This window comes from Micromonospora xinjiangensis (assembly GCF_056150165.1).
Genome location: NZ_JAXCFO010000010.1, coordinates 75,897 through 100,301, shown reverse-complemented (window position 1 = coordinate 100,301; position 24,405 = coordinate 75,897). Strand labels below are relative to the sequence as shown.

Sequence of the window (24,405 nt, the reverse complement as noted above, 5' to 3'; positions counted from 1 at the left end):
GGTGTGGCGTGCCGGGCCGGATCCGTGGGCGTCAGCCGCCGCAGGTGGTGGCGGTGTAGTCCGCGGTGCGGGTGGTGGTGACGGTCCTGCCGTCGACGGTTGCGGTGGCCCGGACGGTGGCGGTGCCGGCGGTGACGGTGGTGGCGCGGGTGGTGAACTGCTGGTAGGCGTTCGCGCCGGGGGCGACGTCGGTCACCGAGCGGTGGCCGTACGGGCTTTCGAGCACGATGTCGACGGGTGCGTCGTGGTCGTTGCGTGCCTGTACGGCCACGTACGCCGTTCCGGCCACGCAGCGGGTCTGCGCGCTCACCGTCACCGGCAGCTGCGGTTCCGCGGTGCGGAGCACACCGAGCCGCGCCAACTGGTAGCTGAGCGCCCGCTCCGGCGCGTCGATCTGGTTCTGCGTGCCGAACACGCCGGCCCGCGCCGTCGTCGCCGCGGCGAGCGCGGCCCGCATCGCGGCCCACGCGTCCGCCGGATAGTCCGACTCGTCGAGGGTCGCCGCGTACGCGATGGCGGCGTCGAGCCGGCCGGTCTCCAGCGGCCGGTTCTGGGCGGTGAGCGTGTCGCTGAGCAGGTAGTGGTCGAAGTCCACGTGCCCGCCGGTCTGTTGCGTGGCGTAGTTGAACAGCCCGACCCGGTGCCCCATGAAGTGAGCGAGGCTGCCGTCCAGGGTCTGCGGGCCGACGCGGCTGCCCAGCTGTGTCCAGGACAACCCGTCGAGGCTGTAGAAGAAGGTGGTCCACAGTTGGCCGGTCTGCGACGCGAAGTCGAGGTCCGCCTTCACGTGGATCTCGGTCGCGTCACCGAGGTCGACGGTCGTGCCGGGGAGGAAGCTCTCCAGCGTCGCCTGGTCGAGGTCGACCGCGAACGGCTGGCCCCGGTTGACCACGCCGAGGGTGTTCACACCGCCGGCTCGCTTGACCGCCACGTACGAGAAGCCGCGGTTGTAGGCGGCGAGGCCCGCGACGTCACCGTCCTTCATCCCGGTGATGTCCATCTTGGTCTCGACGGACTGCCGGGGACCGAAGGTGCGCTGCGAGAGGGTGTTCCGGGCCTCCTCGAACCAGGCCAGCTCCGCCCGGTTGGAGAGCTTGGTGTAGACGTAGCCGCCTGTCACGACCTTGCCGGTGGTCAGCCGCAGCCAGCCGTCCCGGTCGGTGAGCGACCAGTACCGGTTGTCCGGCGCGTGGTTCCACTCCCAGGCCACGTCCAGCCGTGACCCGTTGGGCCTGATCTCGGCCTCGGTCGGGTGCTCGGCGGTCGACGGCTGCCCGACGATCGACACGTCGTCGATCAGGTACTCCACGCTCGACGACGGGGGCTGCGGGTTGGCCCACGGTGTCTCCACGGCGAACTTAAAGTTGTTCAGGTTGGCTGACGCCGGCACGGTGTACTGGCCGGTGACGGTCGTCCACTGCCCGATCGGGACGGTGCCGGAGGTCATCACCTGTACCCCGGAGCCCCAGTCGGCGGCGAGGTTGAACCGTACGCTGCTCGGACCGGAGGTGTACTTGACCCTCGCCGACACGGTGTAGGTCACCCCGTGCTGCATCTTGCCGGTGAGGAGCTGGTTCGGGCCGGAGCCGTTGAGCGTACGGTTGCCGACCTTCAACGCCGAGGATCCGGTGGCGGGGTCGGTCGAGTCGAGCGTGAGCGTCGCGCCGTACTGAGCGGACCAGGGTGAGACATCCCCCGACTCGAATCCGGCGTTCTCCAGCAGCTGCACGCCGATCAACGACTCGTCGATGTCGGGTGGCGGTGGGATCGTCCACTCCTCGTCCTGGTACGCCTTGTGCGGGGCGTCGTTGGCGAAGTCGTCCGAGGCGACGATGCTCTTCTGCCGCTCGAACAGCTGCTCCTGCGGGCTCAGGGAGATCGGCTTGGCGAACCCGCCGTCGACCGGCACGACGCCGTCGTCGCCGAAGGTCGGCCAGCCGTCGTTCCAGGTGGCGGGGATGAGGGCGGGGATGCGCCCGATCGGGAACGTGTCCCGGAAGAACATGCCGTACCAGTCGGTCGCACCTGTCTCGCGGGAGATCGGGACGAGGCTGCCCTGCGCGAAGCCGTTGGAGTTGAGCACGCCGCGGGCCTCGTAGGTGTTCACACCGCCTTCGGCCGTGTAGCGGCCGAGCAGTTCCCGGGACCGGAACATCACGACCTGCCGCCCCTGGCCGGAGGGCCAGGTGATGATGACCGCGTAGTACCAGCCGTCGATGTGGTAGAACTGCGCGCCCTCGAACAGGCCGCCGATGAAGGGCTGCCCGGCGTAGTCACCGGCGGTGAAGATGTTCGGATAGTCCTGCGTGATGGCGGTCAGCTCGGAGTTGAGCCGCACCGCGCTCGTGCCGCCGGAGCCGTAGAAGATGTACGGCGTGCCGTCCACGTCGAAGAAGAGCGACGGGTCGTGCAACCCTCGACCGAGTGCCGTGCGCTGCCAGGCGCCGTTCTCGATGTCGTCGGTGCGGTAGATGTAGGCGCCGCCGAGGTTGTTGGTGTTGAAAGCGACGTAGAACATGCCGTCGTGGTAGCGCAGCGACGACGCCCACTGGCCCTGACCGTACGAGTTCTGGCCGTTGCGCAGGGAGAACGAGTCGCCGATGCTGGCCCGGTCGAAGACGTAGTTGACGATCTCCCAGTTCACGAGGTCGTAGGACTTCATGATGGGCGCGCCCGGGCTCAGGTGCATGGTCGTGCTGATCATGTAGTAGATGTCCCGACCCTCGTCGTTCTCGGCGGCCGGGACCCGCTCCACACTGATGTCGGGCACGTCCGATCGCAGCAGCGGCACGGAGTAGGTGCCGTCACCACGATCGGTCGATGTGTACGACGACGGGGGCGACCACTCCTCGTCGGCGTGCGCCGGGCCGCCGGTGGCGACGAGGCCGGCGCACAGGAGGACGACGGTGGTCGCCAGCGACAGGGCACGCCGCCGGCCCGACGTGGCGGGGCGTCGCCTCGCCGGCCCCCGGGAGGGGGCGAGGCGCGGGAGTCCATCCCGGACGGCGGCCGGCCGGGCGGATCGGAGATCGGGCAGGGACGAGCCGGTGGAACTTGGCATGGCAGCTCCAGGCGCGAGAGTGGGGAGACCCATTTTGTTAGCGCTAACAACCCGAGTCAAGAGCGGGACGCCACAGGTACGAAACACCCACGAAACAGCCGTTCCGTTGGGGAATGAAGTGTCACCGGTCGATCTGTGCCGGTGATGTCCGACGCTCGCGACGGCCCTCGACACTCTCCCGGCGGAGGGGTGGAACCTGGCCACGGCAACCGCACGCCTTCCTGAACCGGTCGTCGGCGCCGGGCGGCGCGGCTCCGTGAGTAGCACCGTCGTACCCTGGCCGTCCCCGCGTCCGCCTTCGACAACGACAGGATCCTCACCAGCGTGGTCTTGCCCGCCCCGTTGGAGCCGAGCAGGGCGAAGATGCTGTCCCGGGCCACGTCGAAGTGCACACCGTGCGGTCTCGGGCAGGCTCATGGGGCGTGGCGCCACGGTGTGGTGCGTCAGGCGCCACCGGTCGAGTCAGGGTACGGTCCGATCGCGGTCCGTCACGGATCGTAGTAGCGAGACCATCCATCGTCTCGATCCGTCAACCGGCACATCCACTCACGGACGCGCCGATCCCCGCCCTGCCGCCGGAGGCGCCTGACGTCGCAGGCCTACGGCGGACGCCTCCGTCGGCCGCGTCAGCCCGGTGTTGGAGTGCCTTGTGTAGTTGTCACTCGGCGGGGTGTTCGAGCTGCGCGCGGATCTGCTGGAACAGGTCTGGCGGATTCTCGGTCTGGGGGAAACCGACGAAAGTAGCCATGCCGATGGTGTGGTCGTCGGCCCAGGCGCAGACATCCACATGTACCGCGTCGTCCTGGCTGATACCGCATCGGGCGAGGCCGCCGAGCGGTCCTGGTTCGATCGGCTCGACGTCGGAGACGGACGGCAGCCCGCTGAACACGGTGCCCAGTGTCGTGCTCGGGTCAGTGGTCTTGCCTGACACCCCGCTGATCAGGATGACGCGTTGGTCACCAGGGCGGTACATCCCGAGCTCCCGGGAGTATTTCTCCTCGACGGGCACGTAGGCGGTGCCCACCGCGCTGGTCGGTTCTCCTTCGACGAGTTCCTTGAAGGCGCCCATGTTCTTCTGGGCGGCCGTTCGTAGCCGTCGGTCGACCGACTCATGCCAGCTGCCGAGAAGCTTGTCTGGTCGGTCGAGGCGCATCGGTGTGGAGGAGGCCGGCAGTTCAGGGACGGTGGCGTCGATGCCTTCGGCAAGTCCCGAGCAGCCGGCCGTCGCCAGCAAGCCGACCAAGGCCAGCACGCCGGCAGTCACGACGGGCCGTGATCGAGCGGTCAAACCTTTTGCCGACATGCGTCGCCCCCTCCCATGAGCTTGCACACGCTACAACAAGACGATCTAGGGACCAGAGCCGCGCATCACGCGCGCCCGGCGGGCAAGGTGCAATCCACGTCGGCGCACCCGGTGAAGGTGCTCGCGCATCCGGCCGTGCTGGTACGGCCACGGGCGGGCTGATGCCGCAGGCCCGGCTGTCGATGCTGGTTCAGAAGAGCCCGCGCGGTGATCGGTGACACCGCCCGGATCGGAGCGGCCTGTGGTGTGCCTGCTCAGGTGCGCAGGTCGCGGCGTTGGTATCCGATGGCGCCAACGACGGCGAGGGTGGCGGCGATGATGATCATGCCGATGGCTCCGGGCCAGTCGGGCGCGACGTCTGGCACGGAGGCGAGGTGTGCGAATGGGGATAGCGTGCCGACCCAGTGTGGGGCGCCGGTGCTGTCGGCGATGACCTGGAGGAGGAAACCGCCAGCGGCGGGAAGGGCACCGACGAGCGCGACAGCGCGGGGGAGCCAACCGAGGGCGAGGATCGCGGCACCGAGGCAGAGAGCCGCGACCGGCAGGACGTTCACCGCGCCCGTGAGCGCCGCGCCCAGATGGAGGGGCGCGCCTACGCTCTGCGCCCCGATCCAGGTGACCAGCCCGGCCGCGGTCGTGAGTGTCACGGCACCGGCTGCGGTGATGGCGGCTTCGGCCGCGAGGAGTCGGATCCGGGTGGCGGGGCCGGCGTAGATGAGGGTGAGCCGGCGGTCGGTTTCGGCGGCGGCGGTGGCGGCGACGTGTACCGCGGTGAAGATGCCGGCGGGGATGGCGAGCAGCGCGAACATGGCCGCCGCGTAGCCCTCGACTGAGCCGAGCCCGGCGAACCCGGCCTGCGCGGCGAGGTCGGCGAACCGGGGGTTGTCGGCGAGGAAGTCGGTCATGGAGACCGCGAGAAGTCCGATGAGCAGGTAGTAGGCGCCGACGCCCGCGGTCCAGCCGGCGAGAGGGCGCAGCAGGCGCCGGAGGGCGAACGCGGGGATCGAGCCGAGCAGGTGTAGCCGTGGCGGGCGTTCAGTGCGGGCTCTGAGCCAACCACCCCGAGCGTCGCGGCGCGTGGCGGCGGCGGGGATGGCGGCGAGCAGGGCGGACACGGCCAGGGCCAGAACCACCAGCGGCAGCGTCCGGTTGTCGTGGTAGGGCCGGGAGAGCGCGGTGAGTCCGAACGGGGACAGCCAGCGCAGCCACCCGAGTGCGTCGACGCCGTCACCGATCATGCGGATCAGCAGCCCGGCGCCGAGCAGCGCCATGGCGGCCCCGCTCGCGCCGGGGCGGCTCGGGAAGATCTGCGCTGCGAGGATTCCGGCGGCGGCGAAGAACACGCCGACCAGCGCGACACCGGCGCCGTGCAGGGCGGCGCCGGCGGGTGGGGTGCCGGCGGCGGTGAGGGCGGTCGCGGTGGCGAGCCCGGCGAGCAGTGCGGCGATGACGACCGCCGCGGCGTGGCGTATGACGACGGTCGGCAAGGGGACTTTGCCGGCCAGCAGCAGCTCCCAGTGTCCGGCCTCTTCCGCGCCGCGGGTGATCCGGGTGGCGGCGAGCAGGGCCCAGATCCCGACCAGGACGGCGAGGACCGTACCGGTGCGCCAGACGGTGAACCCGCCTGCGGAGTCGAGGGCGACCGGCTGCCCGAACAGGGTACGGATCGCCGGGTTCTCGGCCAGTACGGTGAGGGCGGCGGCGTCCATGGTGTCACCGACGGTGCTGGCGTACGTGGCGGCGACCGTCGCCGACATGCCGCCGGCGAGGACGATGACGATGGTCGCCCCGCGCCGGACCTGGCGGACCGCCAGCTGGGTCACCGCGTGCCTCGCGCCGGCGTCGCCCGTTACTCGGGCGACCCGCGGTGCCGGCGCGTCAACGGCGGTCACCGGGACACCTCGCTGTAGTAGTCGAGGAAGATCTCTTCCAGTGTCGGCTCGTGGATCGCCAGCGCGGTCACGTCTGCGGTGGCCAGGGCCCGCAGTGCCGGTGCGGGCGGGCCGGTGAGGGTGAAGCGCAGACGCGCGGGCCCGACCCGCTCAACCGCCTCGACACCGGGCACCCCGTCCAGTTGTGGTGCGGTGCCGGAGAAGGTGACCTCGACCTGGCCGCGGTGCAGCCGCCGGAGGTCCGCGACGTCGGCGATCTCCACGAGCTTGCCGGCGCGCAGGATCGCGACGCGGTCGCACACGGCTTCGACCTCGGCGAGTTGGTGAGAGCTGAGGAACACCGTCTGCCCCCGCTCGCGGGCCAACGCCACCGCCCGCTGGAACTCCCGCTCCATCAGCGGGTCCAGGCCGCTGGTCGGCTCGTCGAACACCAGCAGCGGGGCGCGGGTGGCGAATGCCGCCACCAGGGCCACCTTCTGCCGGTTCCCCGTCGAATACGTCCGGCCCGGTTTCGACACGTCCAGCGCGAACCGCTCGACCAGCTCGTCCCGGTACACCCGGTCGACACCGGGCCCGGTTCGGCCCAGCAGCTCCAGGGTCTCGGCGCCGGTCAGTTGCGGCCACAGCGCGACGTCGGCCGGCACATACGCCAACGACCGGTGGGCGGCACGCACATTCCGGGCGTCGGTGTCGAAGATCCAAGCATGTCCCGCTGTCGGTCGGGCCATGCCGAGCAGCAGGCGGATGGTGGTGGATTTGCCGGCACCGTTCGGGCCGAGGAACCCGAATACCGAACCGGTGGGCACCGCGAGGTCGAGTGCGTCGAGCGCGAGGAGCCGCCCGTAGCGCTTGGTGAGGCCTTCGGTGCGAACAGCGAATGTATCCACGGAAGCCTTCTTCGGTCGACGTGACGTGACGACTGCCGACCAGACTTCCCGGCGCTCCACAGCGGAGCGTACGCCCGAAGGCCACCGGTAGGAAGCGTGTCAGGCAGACGCAGGGCCGTCAGCGCATTCAGATGCGGCGAGGCGGGGCGAACCCCATGCTGTCCAGGCGCGGTTCGCGCCACCCCTGGAAAGTTGGCCCAGATCAGAGTGAGGACCGCTGCGGCGAGTAGCGGTACGTCGCCGGCTGTCGGGGTGCGGAGGATGTCACCGACCCGCCTGCGCGTGGGTCGGCGGGTCGGGGCGTGGTTCAGCTGGTCAGGTCGCGGCGGTTGAAGACGGCGTTGGCGATGAGGACGAGTACGCCGACGGCCGCGGTGAGGACGCCGAGGTCGGCCCACTGGAAGCCGTTTCGCAGCGGCTCGTGGCCGATGTAGTAGTGGAACGGGGAGGCGTAGCGGGCGGCGTCGGCGCCGATCTGGGTGGCGAAGGTGTTTGCGGCGTAGGCGAGGACGCCGGCGGCGGCGCTGCCGCCGAGCGCGGCGGCGCGGCTGCCGCTGGCGGCGCCGATGGTGATCGCGATGGTACCGAAGACGGTGGACAGCAGTGCCAGCGCCACGCACTGGGCGGCGAACTGGCCGACGCTGATGGTGTCGAGTTGGGCGCTGGGACGGACGGCGAGCATGGCGAGCAGGACGAGGCCGGCGAGGATGAAGGCACCGATGGCGAGCGCGGCGCTGCGGTGCAGCAGGAGTCGCGTCCGGCTGACCGGGTGGGCCAGGAGGAGATCGAGGTAGCCGGCCTCCTCGTCACCGGCGATGGCGCGGGTACCGGTGGCGATGCCGTAGATGACGGCGATCAGCGGCACGATGATGCCGAAGACGCTGGAGCCGAGGTAGCCGGCGGCGCTGGCGATGTCCTCCATGTTGAGGGCTTCGCGCAGGGCGGGGGAGAAGCCTTCGACGGCCTCGCCCATGGCCCCGCCGGAGACCTGCGGGTAGAAGCCGGCGTACATCGTGCCGACTAGCGCGGTGCCGGCGGCGAAGCCGACGAGGCTGCGGCGGGAGTCCCAGAGGGTTTTGGTCAGGACGTTAGGCACGGCTGGGCTCCTTGGCGCCGCTGGGCTGGTAGTAGGCGAAGAAGAGTTCTTCGAGGTCGGGCTCGGTGGCCCGCAGGCTGGCGATCCGGTGTCGGGCGAGGAGCTGGATCAACTCGTTCGGGTCGCTGGCCAGGGCGAACCGGGCGGTCGAACCGTCAACGGTCAGGTCGGAGATGCCGGAAAGCGTGGCGAGGTCGGCCTGGTCGACCGGGCCGGTGAAGGTGATCTCGAACCGGTGTAGGGCGTGGTCGCGGAGCCGGGCGACGGTGTCGAGGGCGACGAGCCGGCCCTCGCGGATGATCCCGACCCGGTCGGCGACGGCTTCGACCTCGGCCATGATGTGCGAGGACATGAAGACGGTCTGTCCGGCGGACTTGGCCTCGGACGAGGTGAAGGAAGGTCTGTTGGACGAGCGGGTCGAGCCCGGAGGTCGGCTCGTCGAGGATCAGGAGTTCAGGTCGGTGCATGAACGCCTGGACCAGACCGACCTTCTGCCGGTTGCCCTTGGAGAGGGCCTTGATCCGGGCGGCCAGGTCGAGATCGAGGCGGGCGGCCAGTTCCTCGATCCGTGCCCGCGGTACGTCGCCGCGCAGGTCGGCAAGGAACGCCAGGCACTCGCCGACCCGCTGACGGGGGTTGACCACGAAGTCGCCGGCGAGGTACCCGATCCGGCGGTGGAGTTCGACGGCGTGTTCGCGGGGGTCACGGCCGAACAACCGGGCCCGACCACTCGTCGGGCGGATGAGGTCCAGCAGCAGCCGGATGGTGGTGGACTTCCCGGCACCGTTCGGGCCGAGGTAGCCGAACACCTCACCCTCGGCCACCGCGAGGTCCAGCTCGACCAACCCTCGGCGGGTTCCGTACGTCTTGGTCAGCTTCTCCAGCTGGATGACATCTGCCATGGCTGCCACAGTATCGAGCTTTCAGAGATCTCTGAAGATTCGGAGCTGTTAAGATTTCGTCAAAATGAGTGACAGGAGAACCGAAGTGTCGGCACTGCGCGATCCGGCCGAGCGACTCGCCTTGACCCTCACCCAAGGGGGCATGCAACGGATGACCGCACGAGTGCTGGCAGCCTTGCTCTTCACGGAACGGGACACGCTCACAGCGGGCGAGATCACCGAGTTGCTCACCATCAGCTCGGGCAGCGTCTCGACCGCGTTGAAGTCACTCACCTCTGTCGGGTTGATCGAGAAGGTGCCCGCCCCCGGCAGCCGCCGGGAACACTTCCGCTTCCGTGAAGGCGCCTGGGCCACCCTGATGTCCGAGCAGAATCAGTTGGTCAAGGTGATGCGCGAGGCCGCTGAGCAGGGCATCGCGGCCACCGGTGAGGACAGCCCGGCTGGTCGCCGCCTCGCCGAGATGCGGGACTTCTACGACTACCTGTGGCGGGAGCTACCGGCCCTGATCGACCGGTGGAAGGCCCAGAGGTAGGGCCATAAGGCTCCGGGCCGCCACCCCGACTCAAGCGGGCGACCCCCGTCACACCTGACGGCAAGATACTCGCCGTCGACCACTCGCCATAATCCCCCCAGACCACCGAGGGGCGGGCGCCGACGTGCTGGCGGGTGCGGCGGCAGATCATGCGCTCGGGGTCGACCAAACCGAGGACGAGCAGACCGGCTGAAGTCGTCCGCGCTCACCTGGCCCGCCTCGATCCGGCCTAGCCCCACCGGGGCGGGAGGCGCGGGATCGAAGTTCGGGAATTCCGTGGGTGCCGGTTCAGGGGAGGACGCGGGTCATGGCGGACGCGTAGCCGCCGCCGGGCCAGGCCCACGCTCCGGTGGCGCTGGTGCCCTCCGCGTCGAAGGTCCCGCGGTAGCGTGCCGGCGAGCCCGGCTGGCCGAACCAGATGGTCAGCTCCCGGCCGGTCATCTCGTACACGTACTCCAGGATGTCCCCGTCGCCGCCGAAGAAGTGCGATTTCAGGGTGCCGCTCTCGGCGTCGTATCCGATGTACTCGACGCCGGTGGTGGAACGGCCGTCTTGGACCAGGTCGACGTGCTGGACCAGGAAGTGACCGCCGGGCATCCACTCGTAGGTGACGGTGCCGTGGTGCCCGGGCCCGGACACGTGCCAGGTGCCGACCAGCACGTCGAGGGTCTTCAGCGTCGGGTGCGGAGTGTTGGCGGACGGGGTGTCGTCGAGGATCTCGTCGGTCATGGCGGTGGTCCTTTCACCGAGTGGGTGCGCGGTCGGGGTGTCAGCGGGTGGGGGCGGTGGGGCGGCGCGGCCGGGTGCGGCTGTAGACGATGACGGCCGCGGCCAGCAGGAAGGCGGCTGGCATCGCGGGGTTCGCGCCGATCAGCAGGTTGGTGACCACGGCCCCGCCCATGAGCCCGGTGAGGCCGAGGGCGGCCAGCGCGGCCAACCGCGGAACCAGCAGGCTGATGCCGGCGGTCACTTCGCAGACGCCGACCAGATAGCGCAGCCACTGCCCCGCCCCGACATCGGTGAACAGGTCGACCATCCGCGCGTCGCCGATGAGCTTGAGTACCCCGCCCGAGGCGAACTGCACGGCGAGGAACACCTGCACGACCCATCGGGCGATCGATCCGGTGCGGCGCAGTGCGGTCGAGCGGCTGGTGGAACGGGTGGTGGCGGTGGCGGTCATCGGGGCTCTCCTCGTCGGATCGTCGTTCTTGTGCCCGGGACGTCGGAGCCGGCCACCGGTTCTCTACACGCCGGTGGAGATTCTTTTGAAGATCTTTTCGCCGGGCCGCGCGACGGCGGCGCTGGGAGGGCGGATGCGACCGGTGGGCCTCATGGTGAGCCTCGCGCCACCAAATCGGGCTTGTGGCCCGTGACGGAGGCACACCGCACCCCGTAGGCCCGCGACCAGGGGCTATAGCCGGCCGCTATCTGATATCAATGTCCGATCGGGCGAACGCGGAGGTGACGGTGAAGTACATGGTGATGACCTACGGCGGCCCGTCGGCCTGGGAAGCGTTGGCCGGTACCGGCCCGAATGCGATGTCACCCGCGGAGATCGCCGCCCACTTCGAAGCGATGCGGGCGTTGCAGAAGGAACTGGCCGCCACCGGCGAGCTGGTTACCGCCTTCGGGCTGTCCGAACCGGCATCCGCGCAGACGGTCGACGTCCACGGTGGCACGCCGGTGGTCTCCGACGGGCCCTACGCCGAAACGAAGGAGTTCCTCGCCGGGTTCGGCATCATCGATGTGGCGACCCACGAACGGGCCGTGGAGCTGGCGGCCCGGTTCGCCGGCGTTGTGTCCACCCGCGTCGAACTACGACCCGTGCACGGATGAGCGCCGACCTGCTGCGCGAACTGGCGCCACAGGTCCTGGCGGCGGTGACGCGCCGCTACGGCCACTTCGACGAGGCCGAGGACGCCACTCAGGAGGCACTGCTGGCCGCGGCGACGCAATGGCCCGCCGAAGGCGTACCAGACAACCCGCGGGGCTGGCTGATCCGCGTCGCCTCCCGCCGCCTGATCGACCACCTGCGCAGCGAGCAGTCCCGGGCGCGCCGCGAGGCGACACTCGCGGCGCAGGTACCGTCCGCCGACTGGCTGGCTCCGGCGGCCGACATCGGCGCCACACCGTCCGACGACACCCTGACGCTGCTGTTCCTGTGCTGCCATCCCGCGCTCACCGCACCCTCGCAGATCGCGCTGACCCTGCGAGCGGTGGGCGGGCTGACCACGGCGGAGATCGCCCGTGCGCTGCTCGTACCCGAGGCGACGCTGGCACAGCGAATCAGCCGCGCCAAGCAGCGCATCAAGGACGCCGGCGGCAGGTTCGAACCCCCCACCCCGAACGATTACGACGGTCGGTTGCGGGCGGTACTCCACGTGCTCTACCTCATCTTCAACGAAGGACACACGGCGAGCTCCGGCACCGCCCTGCAGCGCACGGACCTGGCCACCGAGGCGATCCGGCTCGCCCGTACCCTCCACGAGGCCCGCACTGACGACGCCGAGGCCGCCGGCCTGCTCGCCCTGCTGCTACTCACCGACGCCCGCCGGGCGGCGCGCACCGGTCCTGGAGGTGAACTGGTGCCGTTGGCAGAGCAGGACCGCAGCCGCTGGGATCGCCGGATGATCCACCAAGGCGTCACGCTGCTCACCGCCGCGCTGGCACTCCGCCGGCCGGGCCCCTATCAGATTCAGGCGGCGATCGCCGCGGCGCACAACCAAGCCGCCCGCGCCGAGGACACCGACTGGCCGCACATCCTCGATCTGTACGACATGCTCGAGCTTCTCGACGACAACCCCGTCATCACCCTCAACCGTGCCGTCGCCACCGCCATGGTCCACGGACCCGAGGCCGGCCTGACACTGCTGGAAACGCTCGAATCCGACTCCCGGATGACGAGCAACCACCGCCTCGCCGCCGTACGAGCCCACCTGCTCCACCAAGCTGGTGACCACCACGCAGCCGCCGCCCAGTACCACGCCGCCGCGCAGCAGACGGCGAGCATCCCGGAGCGGGAATACCTACTCCGCCAGGCGCGACTCGCATCCCGGTAACCCGGAGGGAAACGCCGTAGCGAAGAGGATCGTGCAATCACCCAAGACGATTCTACTAGCACGGGGTCTGCGGCTTTGTTTTGCTGGAATAACTAACCGGAACGGACACGGGGATCCGGACCGGTGCTGGCAAAACGGGAGGCAAGGAATGCCGGTCGGTGGGCACTCCACCACCGCGCCGAGGGGAAAGAATGCCCCTGGGCAGCCCGGGCCTGAGGGAACGGTCTCATCGTCTCGTCCGTCGTCTGGTCGGCTTTCCGTCCTCGGCGTCGGGTTCTTCTGCGCCGAGCGCCAGCGCTGGCCACTCACCCTCGCCTCTACGGGAGAAAACAACCATGAAATACCGCTCGTTGGGCCGGACCGGAATCCGGGTCAGCCCTTATGCCCTCGGCACCATGATGTTCGGTGCCCTGGGGAACCCCGACCACGACGACTCGATCCGGATCATCCACCGGGCGCTGGACGCGGGGATCAACTTCATCGACACCGCCGACGTGTACTCGCAGGGCGAGTCCGAGGAGATCGTGGGCAAGGCACTCAAGGGCCGCCGCGACGGCGTTGTCCTCGCCAGCAAGGTGCACTACCCGATGGGCGAGGACCCGAACCACCGGGGCAACTCACGACGCTGGATCATCACCGCCGTCGAGAACTCCCTGCGCCGCCTGCAGACCGATCACCTCGACCTCTACCAAATCCACCGCCCCGACCCGACGGTGGACATCGAAGAGACACTGTCGGCGCTGTCCGACCTGATCCGCAGCGGCAAGGTCCGGGCAATCGGCACGTCGACCTTCCCGGCCTCGGAGATCGTCGAGGCGCAGTGGGTCGCCGAGCGGCGCGGCCTCGAGCGCTTCCACACCGAGCAGCCGCCGTACTCCATCGTCAACCGGGGCATCGAACGCGAGGTCCTGCCGACCACTCAGCGCTACGGGATGGGCACCCTTGTGTGGAGCCCGCTCGGCCAGGGCCTGCTCACCGGCCGACACCGCAAGGGCAAGCAGACCGGCACCCACCGGTCCGGCTATACGCCGCAGTACTTCAGCGACGAACGCAAGCTCGAGGTGGTCGAACAGCTCGTTCCGCTCGCCGAGAAGGCCGGCCTGCCGATGGCCCACCTCGCGATGGCGTTCGCGATCGCCCACCCGGGCGTGACCTCGGCGATCCTCGGGCCACGCACCATGGAACAGCTCGACGACCTGCTCGCCGGCGCCGATGTCACCCTGGATGACGAGATCCTCGACCGGATCGACGAGATCGCCCCGCCCGGTACCGACGCCGGCCCCAACCAGGCTGCCTACATACCGCCGGCCGTCTCGGACGTGAACCTGCGCCGCCGGCCGCTCGCCGAGCGCTCCGCGGCCTGAGATGGCCTCGGTTGCGCCGGGAACACCAGCTCCCGGCGCAACCAGGCGGCCGGGCCACGAGAATTCGTCGGCGTACGTGGAGGTTCCGGCCGGCTGTCCGGCGCCGTCCCCCGCTGGCGGGCAGGTCGGGATTTCACGACGCCGGGATCTGTGGGTTTTCGCACAGCCCCCATCCAGTTCCAGAAGCACATCCGGCTGCCGGCGGCGGGTTGTCATGGGTGCGGCGATTGCCGCGTGAGTATCACCTGCCCGAGTTCCTGGGTGCATCGGGTGAGCGCGACGTAGAGGCCGTTCCAGCCGCGCGGTTCGGCGGCGATGCGGTGGGGGTCGACGAGGAGCGTCGCGTCCCATTCCAGCCCTTTGGCCTGGGCCGGGGTGAGCACCGGCACGTCGCTCAGCCCGGCTTGGAGTTCGGCGACGCGGTCGGCGGGGGCGATGACGCCGACCGTGCCGCCATGCCACCGTTGCCGCAGCTGTCGCACCGCTCGGGTGGCGGCGTCGACGAGTTCGGCGGGCGTGACGGTGAGCTCCCAGGGGACGATGCCGGAGGAACGTACGGCCCGCGGCGGCGTGTTGTGGCTGCCGGCCCTTCTCAGGACGGGTTCGGTGAGGTCCATGACCTCGCGCGGGGTGCGGTAGCAGATGGTCAGCTCCGCGGCGGTCCAACGGTCTCCCAGTACAGCCTGCACCGCTTGTGCCCAGCTGGTGTGCCGGTGCGCTGCCTCCGCCTGGTCGATGTCACCGACCGCGGTGATGGAGCGGCTGGGACAGCGCCGGAGGACCATGTGCCACTGCATCTCGGACAGCTCTTGCGCCTCGTCGATGACGACGTGGCCGTACACCCAGTCGCGCTGCCGGCGAGCGCGGTCGGCGACGAACTCGCCCTGTGGCTGCGGGGCGTCGCCCTCGCCCAGCAGGTCGGCGAGGGCGTCGAGCAAAGGAATGTCACTCGACGCCCACAGGGCGGGCTCGGCCGAGACGGCGGTGATCTCCTCTGGGGACAGCCGCGGGGCGAACCGGGCCAGCAGGGTGCGGTCGGTCAGGAGGTCACCCAGCAGGGTTCCGGCGTCGAGGGTCGGCCACCATGCCTCGATGAACCGGGCGATGGTGGCGTTCTCGGCGATACGATCACGAAGGCTCTCTATCTCGTCCTCGGAGAGCATTCCGTCGACGTCACTGCCGGTGGGCCTCCTGCCCGAGTGGTGGTCATGCCGCATGTCCCTGTCGACGCGGGCGAGGATCTCCTCGAAGCCCTCCTCCATCTCGTTCATCAACGCCTCGCGCTGGTCGGCGACGGCCTCGGCAAGGATGTGGTGCAGCTGCTCGGCGAACGCGGTGCGGGCGCGGTGGTACGGGCGTCCCTGCACCGCCGAGGCGAGCGCCTGCGCGACTGTTGCGGCGGGGATGAGGTAGAACTCGCCCTCCCAGCGCAGCTTCAGCTCGCGGGGCCGGGGGAGCAGCGAGGTGACGTAGTTTTCGAGCGCGGCTTGCCAGAGGGCGCGGCCCTTGATCTCGGCGAGCACCCGGCTCTCGTCGCGGCCCACGCGGATCCCGGGCAGCAGAGTGTCGCAGGTCGCCGAGACGACGGCGGTCTCGCCGAGCGCGGGCAGGACCTGGGAGATGTACTGAAGGAACCGCGGCGAGGGGCCGAGGACCAGGACCGCCTGGTCGGCCATCGCGGGGTGGGCGAACAGCAGGTAGGCGACGCGGTGCAGGGCAACCACGGTCTTGCCGGTGCCGGGACCGCCCTGAACGATCAGCGGTCCGGTCGCCTCGGCGCGGATAATGTCGTCCTGTTCGCGTTGCAGCGTGGCGATCGCCGTCGACATGCGGCCGGTACGCCGCTGGTCGAGGGCGGCCAGGAGAGCCGCCTCACCGACGAGTTCCGCCGTTATGGTCCCGTCCAGTGGCTCGTCGTCCACACCGACGACTGTTGACCCGCTCGTGCGTATGTGACGGCGCCGCGCCTGACCCTGTGGGTCGACAGCGGTCGCGGTGTAGAACGGCCGAGCTGCCGGAGCGCGCCAGTCCACCAGCAGTGGCTCACCGTCCTCGCCGTCGGTGCGGAGACCGATGCGGCCGATGTGTCGCACGGTGCCGTCAAGGCTGTCGAGGCGGCCGAAGACCAACCCTTCCCGGGCTCGCCGTAGCTCCTCGTACTGCTGGCGGAGCATGCGCTGCCGGGCCCGCTCCAACGCGTCCCGGGCCTCTGACGACAGCTCGGCCTCGAGGTGGTCGGCCAACCCGTCGCGCCGGGCCGCGGCCAAGTCGAGAAACGCCTGTTCTTCGGCGACCGCGGAGCGGAGCGCGGCGCCCTGCGCGGTGGCGGTCGGCCGTGCGCCGTTCGGTGCTGCTTCGCTGCCGTCAGCAGTGCCGTTGCTCAGAGCAGAATTTCGGCGCATTCGCAAATCCTTGTATTGGTGTGCCGTTCGGACCGGATACGCCGCAGCGTATTCCGGCGGCAAGCATAGAGCTGGTTTCTCCTCATCGGCCAGGAGTTCTGCCGGCAGAGATGGGACTCTCAATTCCTTGAGGTTCCGGGTCGCGTGTGGCCGCACCCAATCGTGATTCGCTTATTGACAGCTCGACCCTTGTCTGATCCGCGGGTGCGTCGTGACCAGCCACACGTCGCCCATGCCGGCGGATTTACGACCACCGCACCGGGGGTGGGCACTCCGAGCGCCTCGACGACGAGGTGGAGGTCGCCAATAGGACGGCCGGACGGCCGCGATGCCTGCTGCGATGACAGGACCGGGTATCACTCACTCGGAGGCGCCGTCGTGGGCATGGCCCCCTCGGCGAGCTTGAGTCGCGTCCAGATGTTCATGTTGATGACAACGGCCACGATCTCCAGGATCTCGTCGTCCGTGAAGTGCGCGGAGATCCGGTCGTGTGCCTCCTGGAGCCGGTTGTTGACGGTGGTGTCGGCGGCTCGGGTCAACGCCTCGGCATAGGCCAGCGCGGCCTGCTCCGCTTCGCTGAACAGGTGTGTCTCCCACCACGCGGTGAGGGTCTCGACCTTGGCCGGTGGGATGCCGGCGCTGCGCGCGGCGGCGTGGTGCACCAGAAGGCAGTAGCTGCAATTGTTGATCTGTGCGACGCGTAACCGCAGAAGCTGGGCCAGGGCCTGGTCCACCTGGAGTGTGGCGGTGTGGCCGAAGGCGGCTGCCCCGGCATTTGCCAGCGCCATGAGCTGCTCGTTTGCCGTCGCGTCCAGCCTGGCGTTCTGGATCCTGGTGTCCAAGAGATGACCTCCTGTGGGGCACAACGACAAGACCGGTGGTGGGGACGTCCACCTCGGTGGACAGCCGTGTCGGGACTCCCGGCGGGCATAGGCGCGGCATCCGGGACGAACGCTCGTGCTCCGTCGAGCCGGCGGACCGCGCCCCCGGTGCGTGTGGCTGCTCCTAGCGGGTAATGGCCCCCAGCACGTGCCGACCGCCGACACAGCGAACTGGGAGCGAGCGATGGGCACACGACACGACTGCGCCGATAACCTCGCCTTCGTAGGCTTCTCGGTCCTGCGTTGCGCGTTGGCGACGAACATCCTGTGGATCGGTGCGCTCAAGTTCCAGCAGTACGAGGTCGAGAACGACGAGCCACTGCTCACCTCGAGTCCGCTGTTCTCGCGGCTGCGCGCGAAGCTGGGCGCACAGAAGCTCAACCGACTCATCGGCGTCACGGAGATCAGCCTGGGCTCTCTGATTGCCGCGAAGCCGTTTGTGCCCAGAGCGTCGGCGATCGGTAGCGTCGGGGCGATCGGGATGTTCCTCACCACGCTCAGCTTCCTGCCCACGACGCCTGAGGCTCGGCAGCGAGGGCAGGGAGTATGGAGCCTTTCTCAGCTGGGGCAGTTCCTGTTGAAAGACACGGTGCTTCTCGGCGCCGCTCTCCTGACAGCTGCCGAGTCGCTGCACGCGGCCGGCCCGGGGACACGCCCGCCACGGTGTCACTCCAGAGGCCTGGCCTGGCTTGACGCGGCTTCCCGCTCCCTGTGGACACGACGGTAGGCCGCCTGGGCCCACCCGAAGGAGTTTTCGTCGTTGTCACTGCTGGCCGGGATCGGCGGGGGCGAAGGGGGCGCCACCGTCGCACGCTTGGTCGTGGTCGTCGCTGCTTTCTGGCGGCGTACCGGGTCGCGCCCCGCAGCCGTCGCACGGTAAGGGACGCCGCGTGACCCGGTGAGGCTCTCACGTTCCGCGCGCGCAGGCGAAGCTTTCACCGCTTCCCCACCGGCATCGCTCTGAGTCGCCTGATGCGAAGGAGACGGTTCTGCAACCGACATGGCTCGTAGCGCTCTCGTGGGCTGTGCTTCTTGTGGGCTTGGCCAGCACCGTCGTCATCGTTGTCGACCACTTCGTGTTGCGGTACCGTCAGCCGACCAGGCTCATGGAGATCGTCTGGCCGGCAACCGCCCTCTACTTCGGCCCGGCAGCTCTCCTGGCCTACCGGCAGTGGGGGAGACCCCAGTCTCCCCGGTGGTTGAAGCGGCACTCCGCCCCGCCCAGGAAGCCGCGACATGCCGCTACGATCATTGAAACCCTGCACTGCGCGACGCACTGCGTCATGGGCGCCATAATCGCGACTCTTTTCGTCTTCGGCTTGAGCCTCGAAATCTTCGACAAGAGAATGTGGCCGGAATTCATCGGTGACTACCTAGCCGCGGTAGTGGTGGGACTTGCGTTCCGCTACTTCACCCAGGCTGGCACCGGCGGTCGAAGGGCGTGGGCGGCCGTACGCAGATTCCTCAGGGGAGACCTGCTGAGCGTGTCCGTTTTCGAGTTCGCCCTGTTGGCCTGGCTGGCGCTGATGGAGCTCATGGTTTTCCACGAGACCCTGCAGCCTGGTAGCCCGGTGTTCTGGTTCATTGTCCAGGTCGGGTTCATCATCGGCTTCTTCGCCGCATGGCCGCCAACCCTGTGGCTGGTCCGCCGCGGCGCCAAGGCGGACCCGCTGGGGGGCACGCCGCAGTAGGCGGTGCTGCGCTGACGCCCGTGGGCGGCGCCTCGGGTCATGGCCCGCCGGGGCCTCCGCGCGGCCGCGATGAGGTGCCGGGGGCCTCTCGACGCTGCCATCGGTTCGCGTCCGGCACGAGTGCTCGCGGGCGGCTCTGACGGCCGACCGGCGTGCCAACAGAACGCGGTCAGGCGCGGTTGGCTGGTACCTCGCGGTCGAGGCGGGCCCGGGCTCGGGCCATACGAATCGCCGCGGTCAAGGCGGTGATGTCGTAGGCGCCGTAGTGGCGGCGGCCGTTGATGAAGAACGTCGGGGTGCCGGACACTCCGCTGTTGTCGGCCGAGTCGATGTCGCTGTCAATCCGGCCGGCGTGGGCGTGGCTCGTCAGATCGTCCTGGAACCGTTTCCGATCCAGACCGAGGTCGTCGGCGTACGTCATGAGAGCGCTGATGTCCAGCTTGTCCTGGTGGGCGAGCAACAGGTCGTGCATCTGCCAGAACTTGCCCTGGGCGGCCGCTGCTTCGGCGGCCTCCGCTGCGAGCCGGGCTTGCGGATGCACGTCTGACAGAGGCAGGTGACGCCACACGAAACGCAGGTCGGCGTCGCCGAGCAACTGCCGGACGACTGGCTCGGCCTTCCCGCAGTACGGGCACTGGAAGTCGCCGTACTGCACCAGCGTTACCGACGCGCCAACTGGGCCGCGGATGTGGTCCCGCTGCTCGTCAACCGCTGGGGCGAGATCGGTCAGCTCCGTCATGTCGCCGAAGAGCGCCCGGATGCGCTTGTCCTGGGGCAGCGTGTTCGTGACGCGGAACGCGATCCAGGTCAGCGCCGAGGAGACGACCGCGGCGCTGAGCACCCCGATCTTGGCCTCGGCCAGTTGGTCGCCGCTGAAGGCCAGGCTGGCGATCAGCAGCGACACCGTGAAGCTGACACCGGCGATCGTGCCGCTGCCGAGCACGCCCGCCCAGCCCACGGCCGGACGGATGCGCCCGTGTGAGATCCAGGTGAGCCCGGCCGAGGTGCCGACCACGGCGAGCGGCTTGCCGACGACATACCCGAGCAGCACGCCCCAGGTGACAGGTGACGCGAACGCCCGGCCCAGGAACGGACCGTCGATGCTGATGCCGGCGTTGGCCAGGCCGAACAGCGGCACGATGACGTAACTGGACCATGGGTGGTAGATGCGCTGAAGGCGGTCGTTGGGCGATAGCGTGTTCGTCAGGCCGATCGACGCCGTACGCGCGAGCTTGGGCGTCGGCTGCTCACGGAACGACCGGAACAGCCCGCTGACCTTCTCGAGCTCAGCTCGGCCGGGGGAGTAGGCAAAGGCGGTCAGCCCGATGGCCAGTCCGGCCACCACCGGGTCGACTCCGCTGACCAGCAGCGCGCCCCACATCACGATGGCGACCGGCACGTACGCCCAGCCCCGTTGGACGCCGCCCGCGCGGATGGCCAGCATGACCGCGAACGCCGCCACCGCCACCACGAGGGGCATCACGCTGATGTCGTCGCTGTAGACCAGGGCGATGACGATGAGTGCGATCAGGTCGTCGACCACGAACACGGTGAGCAGGAAGATCCGGACCCGGTCGGGCACACCCCGGCCGAGCAGCGCGAGCAGGCCCAACGCGAGCGCGGTGTCGGTCGACATGGCCACGCCCCAGCCGTGCGCGCCCGGTCCGCCGTGGTTGATCGCCAGGAAGATCAGGACCGGGATCAGCATGCCGATCACGCCGGCCACGCTGGGCAGCACGAAACGTCGCCGGTCGCGTAGGTCGCCGAGGTCGAACTCGCGCCGCGCCTCCAGGCCGACGACGAGGAAGAACAGCGTCATCAAGCCGCTGTTGATCCAGGTGTGCAGGTCGCGGGAGAGTTCGAGGTGCCCGAGCCCCAGGGACAGCTGGGTGTGCCATACGGCGTCGTACGAGCCGATGTCGATGTTGGCCCAGATCAGTGCGGCGACGATGGCGGCCACGAGCACGCCGGCGCTGCCGGACTCGATTCGTAGAAATGCTCGCAGCGGTGACGGCAGGTTCCGCCTCCAGATCGTTCGGCCGGTCCTGGTTTCAGTCACACGTCACCTTCCGCGGAACCCCTGTCGCCGCCTTGGACGCGACGGCAACCGCCTGCTGCACGGCCGTGATCGCCGAGCAGCAAGCGGCCTGATGTCAGCGCGGGCCGACGAACTCGGTCCTCACGCTCCACGCGAACTGAATCAGCAGGGTCACCGGGGATTTCTCGGCGATGTCGTGCATCACCTTCAGGTCGTCGGGGTCGGGGTCCTCGCTGAGCGTGATCGTGCGCTGGAGGTAACGCTCCGCGCCTTCCTGCTCGGGCTCGTGGTAGTCGATCTCAACGGTGATGTCACCGGCGGTGTCGAACTTGTAGTCGACATACTGCCGCAGCGTCTGAGCAGTGCACGACGCGAGCGCCATCAGCAGGTACTCCGTCGGCGTCGGGCCTTCGCCGGGTGCGCCGTTGTGCGGTTCGTCGGCGACGAACGTGAAGTCGCGGGTGGTCATGTCCGTGCGTCGGCGCTCAGTGGCCGGAAGGACAACGCGGGCGGACGCGACGACATGATCCTGATCGGTTTCCATCAGCTGTGCCTTCCTAGATCCAGCAGTGCGGTCCAGGTATACGGACCCAGCGGCAGCCGAGCCGCAGGTTGAGCGGGGGCTGTGGCCAGGCGAATCACCTCACGACCGAGTACCCCCGCAGGCTAGCCTTCACGGACTAGATAGTCCAACTCGCCGCTCGCCGACAGGGTCGCTCTGGCCGTGGTGAGCCATGGCAGACCGGTGGTTGGTCAGCGCTGAAAAGCGATCAGGCCCAAGTGGTCCTCAATGGGACTCGTTATGCGTCAAGCCGCTATATGGACTAAACAGTCCATCACGGCGGAGGCGCGGGGTCCGTGCCCCGTCGCCACCGCGGCTCGGGTGGACTCGAAACGGACCGCACGACGAGTCGCCGGCCGGGGTTCGGGCGCCGCCGGCGGGTCGATGCTGTGCACGCACCCGTAGCTGATCACGGCTGGAGGTCCCGATCAGCGGGTCGGCTCACCGGGCGGCTCTACGAGGAACGATTTGATGTGGTCCAGCGCCATGTCCAGGGCGACTTCCATGGGTGCGACGTCGTGCGCGGCGTTCGCCAGCAGGTAGCCGCCCTGCAACGCCGCCATCAACCCCGTGGCCAACTTCTCCGGGTCGGCGTCCCGGCGCAGTATGCCGCTGTCGCGCATCCGGTGCAGGCCATCACTGATCAGCTTCTCCCACGCCGCGAACGTCTCCGACAGCACCGTTCGAGCCTGCTCGTCTTGGTCGGACAGCTCGAGAGCCATCGACCCGAGGCCGCACCCGTACTTGCCGTTGTTCAGCGAGTTGGCCTGGACCAGCGCGTTGCGCCACCGGACCAGCCCTGAGAACGATCTCAGTCGTTCGAGCCCTGCGCGCTCGCGCTGAAGCACGAGCGCGCCTCGATATTTGACCAACGCGCGGACGAGCTCCTGCTTGTCGGCGAAGTGGTGGTAGAGCTGGGACTTGCTCGTCTGGCTTGCCTGGCGGATGTCGTCGAGCGTTGTCGCGTTCACTCCGCGTACGAGCATCAGCCGGTTCGCTGCGTCGAGGATCCGCTCTCGGGTCGCAATGCCCCGTTGACTGATCCTCCGCCTATTCGTCGGCGCGGCCACCTGCTCGTCGCTCATCTGTCAAGTGTATCCAGCGCGCTAGATAATGTCGGAAGAATGGGACCGTGCAGTCCATTCTCGGTCGTGTCGCGTCCGGTGCCGAACGGCGTACGGATGCGCCATAAGCTTCGTCGACGGTGGTGCGAACCCGTGCCAGATCATCGTTAGGGCGAGCCTTTCCTGGACCGTCTAGTCCCATTCGTGAATCGGGCTTCAGGAGCGCTCGGCCAGCGTCGTGAGCGCCGCCGGAGAGGGCCGCATCCGCTCGGGGTCGACTCCTCGTCCAGGCCGACCGCCTCGGGCCCGGGCCGGCGCGCGGACCCGGGGTCCGCGCGCCGGAGGTGTCAGGCCGTCGCCCGCTTCGGAAGCTTCCAGCCGGGGCGGGGGAAGTGGCAGGTGTAACCGTTGGGGTAGGTCTGCAGGTAGTTCTGGTGCTCGGGCTCGGCCTCCCAGAAGTCGCCTGCCGGGGTGACCTCGGTGACGACCTTGCCGGGCCACAGCCCCGAGGCGTCGACGTCGGCGATCGTCTCCTCGGCGACCCGCTTCTGCTCGTCGCTGGTGTAAAAGATCGCCGAGCGGTAGCTGGTGCCGATGTCGTTGCCCTGACGGTTCTTCGTCGAGGGGTCGTGGATCTGGAAGAAGAACTCGAGCAGTGCGCGGAAGTCGGTCTTCTCGGTGTCGTAGACGACCTCGATGGACTCCGCGTGGGTGCCGTGGTTGCGGTAGGTGGCGTTCGGGACGTCGCCGCCGCTGTAGCCGACGCGCGTGGACACGACGCCGGGCTGACGGCGGAACAACTCCTCCATACCCCAGAAACAGCCGCCGGCGAGGATCGCCTTCTCGGTGGTCACGTCGTCTCCCTACTTGTCGTCGGTGCCGGTGTTGGTGTCACTCGTGAACAGCGTGCGGTATTCGCCGTACCCTGCGTTCTCCAGGTCGTCCAGGTGGATGAAGCGCAACGACGCGGAGTTGATGCAGTAGCGCAGCCCACCCTTGTCGCGGGGGCCGTCGTTGAAGACGTGGCCGAGGTGGCTGTCCCCGTACCGCGAGCGAGCCTCGGTCCGGATCATCCCGTGGCTGGCGTCTGCGCGTTCGACGACGTTCGTCGCCGTGATCGGCTTCGTGAAGCTCGGCCAGCCGGAGTTGCTGTCGTACTTGTCGACCGACGCGAACAGCGGCTCGCCGGACACGACGTCGACGTAAATGCCGGGCTCGTGGTTGTCCCAGTAGGCGTTGGCGAACGGTCGCTCGGTGCCGTCCTGCTGGGTCACGCGGTACTGCTCTGGGTCGAGCCGCGAAACGGCTTCCTGGCTCTTGTGGTACTGGGTCTGCGGGGGCACAGCTCTCCCATCACGGCCTCGGGACGCGAAGTGGCGGAACCAGGTGAAGCGCACCTGGACACGCACATTCAGACACTCTCCGGGCCGGTTGTATTCCCGCACGCTCCACCTTTTCTGGACCGCCACGACCCTGAAGGCGGGCCTGTTCGGACTCGGTCGGAGGTCTCAACATGCGGGATGAGCTGGGGTTCCAGTCAACTCAGCGGCGGCTATTGGCGCCTCAAGAGTGGACTTGACAGACCAGTTTTTCCGCGACTAGGTTCGGAGCGCCGACTGGTGCCTCCGGTGCGACGAGCTGTCCGACTTGTCCCCGGCGCCGATGTCGACG

Annotated in this window: 21 protein-coding genes and 2 pseudogenes; 6 read left to right on the top strand and 17 right to left on the bottom strand. The window is 68.9% G+C overall.

Annotation, left to right across the window (positions count from 1 at the left end):
* Positions 1-31 precede the first annotated feature (31 nt).
* The 8 genes and pseudogenes from SM573_RS27470 to SM573_RS27435 all read right to left on the bottom strand — a co-directional run.
* On the bottom strand, positions 32-3,061 hold the full coding sequence (locus SM573_RS27470; protein WP_474617384.1) for a family 43 glycosylhydrolase: 3,030 nt from the start codon (positions 3,059-3,061) through the stop codon (positions 32-34).
* Positions 3,062-3,285: 224 nt separating this feature from the next.
* Positions 3,286-3,453: pseudogene (locus SM573_RS27465) on the bottom strand (ATP-binding cassette domain-containing protein); the annotation flags it as partial.
* Between the two features lie 266 nt (positions 3,454-3,719).
* The gene (locus SM573_RS27460) at positions 3,720-4,364 is read right to left on the bottom strand and encodes a hypothetical protein (RefSeq protein WP_474617383.1); all 645 of its coding nucleotides are present in this window, start codon (positions 4,362-4,364) and stop codon (positions 3,720-3,722) included.
* A gap of 254 nt (positions 4,365-4,618) precedes the next feature.
* Positions 4,619-6,187, bottom strand: a complete 1,569-nt coding sequence (locus SM573_RS27455; RefSeq protein WP_474617382.1) for an ABC transporter permease — start codon at positions 6,185-6,187, stop codon at positions 4,619-4,621.
* Between the two features lie 65 nt (positions 6,188-6,252).
* Positions 6,253-7,143, bottom strand: a complete 891-nt coding sequence (locus tag SM573_RS27450; RefSeq protein WP_474614092.1) for an ABC transporter ATP-binding protein — start codon at positions 7,141-7,143, stop codon at positions 6,253-6,255.
* Between the two features lie 307 nt (positions 7,144-7,450).
* On the bottom strand, positions 7,451-8,239 hold the full coding sequence (locus SM573_RS27445) for an ABC transporter permease subunit (protein WP_474614093.1): 789 nt from the start codon (positions 8,237-8,239) through the stop codon (positions 7,451-7,453).
* The gene (locus SM573_RS27440) at positions 8,232-8,591 is read right to left on the bottom strand and encodes a hypothetical protein (protein ID WP_474614219.1); all 360 of its coding nucleotides are present in this window, start codon (positions 8,589-8,591) and stop codon (positions 8,232-8,234) included. The genes SM573_RS27445 and SM573_RS27440 overlap by 8 nt, the downstream gene beginning before the upstream one ends.
* A 133-nt stretch (positions 8,592-8,724) precedes the next feature.
* Positions 8,725-9,141, bottom strand: a pseudogene (locus SM573_RS27435) (ATP-binding cassette domain-containing protein); the annotation flags it as partial.
* 64 nt (positions 9,142-9,205) lie between these two features.
* Between SM573_RS27435 and SM573_RS27430 the strand changes: the two are divergent.
* Entirely contained in the window at positions 9,206-9,673 is a 468-nt protein-coding gene (locus SM573_RS27430) for a GbsR/MarR family transcriptional regulator (protein WP_474617381.1), read from the top strand.
* Positions 9,674-9,961: 288 nt separating this feature from the next.
* On the opposite strand, the gene SM573_RS27425 is transcribed toward SM573_RS27430, so the two are convergent.
* Both SM573_RS27425 and SM573_RS27420 read right to left on the bottom strand, forming a co-directional pair.
* On the bottom strand, positions 9,962-10,402 hold the full coding sequence (locus SM573_RS27425; RefSeq protein WP_474614095.1) for a hypothetical protein: 441 nt from the start codon (positions 10,400-10,402) through the stop codon (positions 9,962-9,964).
* Between the two features lie 40 nt (positions 10,403-10,442).
* Positions 10,443-10,853 (bottom strand): DoxX family protein, encoded by a 411-nt coding sequence (locus SM573_RS27420; RefSeq protein WP_474614096.1) that lies wholly within the window; start codon positions 10,851-10,853, stop codon positions 10,443-10,445.
* Positions 10,854-11,155: 302 nt separating this feature from the next.
* On the opposite strand from SM573_RS27420, the gene SM573_RS27415 reads away from it, so the two are divergent.
* The 3 genes from SM573_RS27415 (at position 11,156) to SM573_RS27405 (ending at position 14,096) form a co-directional block, all read left to right on the top strand.
* Positions 11,156-11,509 (top strand): YciI family protein, encoded by a 354-nt coding sequence (locus tag SM573_RS27415; RefSeq protein WP_474617380.1) that lies wholly within the window; start codon positions 11,156-11,158, stop codon positions 11,507-11,509.
* A complete protein-coding gene (locus SM573_RS27410) occupies positions 11,506-12,732 on the top strand; it encodes an RNA polymerase sigma factor (protein WP_474614098.1) in 1,227 nt (408 codons plus the stop codon). Before SM573_RS27415 ends, SM573_RS27410 begins: the two co-directional genes overlap by 4 nt.
* Positions 12,733-13,067: 335 nt before the next feature.
* The gene (locus SM573_RS27405) at positions 13,068-14,096 is read left to right on the top strand and encodes an aldo/keto reductase (RefSeq protein WP_474614213.1); all 1,029 of its coding nucleotides are present in this window, start codon (positions 13,068-13,070) and stop codon (positions 14,094-14,096) included.
* Positions 14,097-14,308: 212 nt separating this feature from the next.
* Here SM573_RS27405 and SM573_RS27400 read toward each other — a convergent pair whose 3' ends face one another.
* Complete coding sequence (locus SM573_RS27400) at positions 14,309-16,498, bottom strand: HelD family protein (protein WP_474617379.1); 2,190 nt, start codon at positions 16,496-16,498, stop codon at positions 14,309-14,311.
* A 356-nt stretch (positions 16,499-16,854) separates the two neighbouring features.
* Positions 16,855-17,340, bottom strand: a complete 486-nt coding sequence (locus SM573_RS27395; protein WP_474614100.1) for a carboxymuconolactone decarboxylase family protein — start codon at positions 17,338-17,340, stop codon at positions 16,855-16,857.
* Between the two features lie 223 nt (positions 17,341-17,563).
* Between SM573_RS27395 and SM573_RS27390 the strand changes: the two genes are divergently transcribed.
* Both SM573_RS27390 and SM573_RS27385 read left to right on the top strand, forming a co-directional pair.
* Entirely contained in the window at positions 17,564-18,106 is a 543-nt protein-coding gene (locus tag SM573_RS27390) for a YkgB family protein (RefSeq protein ID WP_474614101.1), read from the top strand.
* Positions 18,107-18,419: 313 nt separating this feature from the next.
* Complete coding sequence (locus tag SM573_RS27385) at positions 18,420-19,070, top strand: DUF4396 domain-containing protein (protein WP_474617378.1); 651 nt, start codon at positions 18,420-18,422, stop codon at positions 19,068-19,070.
* A gap of 169 nt (positions 19,071-19,239) precedes the next feature.
* Here SM573_RS27385 and nhaA read toward each other — a convergent pair whose 3' ends face one another.
* The 5 genes from nhaA to msrB form a co-directional block, all read right to left on the bottom strand.
* Positions 19,240-21,129: a Na+/H+ antiporter NhaA gene (nhaA, locus tag SM573_RS27380; protein ID WP_474617377.1), complete on the bottom strand. Its 1,890-nt coding sequence runs from the start codon at positions 21,127-21,129 to the stop codon at positions 19,240-19,242.
* Between the two features lie 94 nt (positions 21,130-21,223).
* Complete coding sequence (locus tag SM573_RS27375) at positions 21,224-21,652, bottom strand: OsmC family protein (RefSeq protein ID WP_474614104.1); 429 nt, start codon at positions 21,650-21,652, stop codon at positions 21,224-21,226.
* Between the two features lie 446 nt (positions 21,653-22,098).
* Entirely contained in the window at positions 22,099-22,755 is a 657-nt protein-coding gene (locus SM573_RS27370; RefSeq protein WP_474617376.1) for a TetR/AcrR family transcriptional regulator, read from the bottom strand.
* 326 nt (positions 22,756-23,081) lie between these two features.
* Entirely contained in the window at positions 23,082-23,588 is a 507-nt protein-coding gene (gene msrA / locus SM573_RS27365; protein ID WP_474614106.1) for a peptide-methionine (S)-S-oxide reductase MsrA, read from the bottom strand.
* 9 nt (positions 23,589-23,597) lie between these two features.
* Positions 23,598-24,077 carry a peptide-methionine (R)-S-oxide reductase MsrB gene (msrB, locus tag SM573_RS27360; protein WP_474617375.1) on the bottom strand — a complete coding sequence of 160 codons (480 nt, stop codon included), beginning with the start codon at positions 24,075-24,077 and terminating at the stop codon, positions 23,598-23,600.
* Positions 24,078-24,405 lie beyond the last annotated feature (328 nt).

Excerpts from the sequence above, each read along its gene's own strand:
- SM573_RS27440 (WP_474614219.1), bottom strand. The coding sequence starts at position 8,591 with ATGTCCTCGCACATCATGGCCGAGGTCGAAGCCGTCGCCGACCGGGTC.
- SM573_RS27405 (WP_474614213.1), top strand. The coding sequence starts at position 13,068 with ATGAAATACCGCTCGTTGGGCCGGACCGGAATCCGGGTCAGCCCTTAT.
- SM573_RS27410 (WP_474614098.1), top strand. The coding sequence starts at position 11,506 with ATGAGCGCCGACCTGCTGCGCGAACTGGCGCCACAGGTCCTGGCGGCG.
- SM573_RS27370 (WP_474617376.1), bottom strand. The coding sequence starts at position 22,755 with ATGAGCGACGAGCAGGTGGCCGCGCCGACGAATAGGCGGAGGATCAGT.
- SM573_RS27430 (WP_474617381.1), top strand. The coding sequence starts at position 9,206 with ATGAGTGACAGGAGAACCGAAGTGTCGGCACTGCGCGATCCGGCCGAG.
- SM573_RS27390 (WP_474614101.1), top strand. The coding sequence starts at position 17,564 with ATGGGCACACGACACGACTGCGCCGATAACCTCGCCTTCGTAGGCTTC.
- SM573_RS27420 (WP_474614096.1), bottom strand. The coding sequence starts at position 10,853 with ATGACCGCCACCGCCACCACCCGTTCCACCAGCCGCTCGACCGCACTG.
- SM573_RS27460 (WP_474617383.1), bottom strand. The coding sequence starts at position 4,364 with ATGTCGGCAAAAGGTTTGACCGCTCGATCACGGCCCGTCGTGACTGCC.
- SM573_RS27400 (WP_474617379.1), bottom strand. The coding sequence starts at position 16,498 with ATGCGCCGAAATTCTGCTCTGAGCAACGGCACTGCTGACGGCAGCGAA.
- SM573_RS27415 (WP_474617380.1), top strand. The coding sequence starts at position 11,156 with ATGACCTACGGCGGCCCGTCGGCCTGGGAAGCGTTGGCCGGTACCGGC.
- SM573_RS27375 (WP_474614104.1), bottom strand. The coding sequence starts at position 21,652 with ATGGAAACCGATCAGGATCATGTCGTCGCGTCCGCCCGCGTTGTCCTT.
- SM573_RS27425 (WP_474614095.1), bottom strand. The coding sequence starts at position 10,402 with ATGACCGACGAGATCCTCGACGACACCCCGTCCGCCAACACTCCGCAC.
- SM573_RS27470 (WP_474617384.1), bottom strand. The coding sequence starts at position 3,061 with ATGCCAAGTTCCACCGGCTCGTCCCTGCCCGATCTCCGATCCGCCCGG.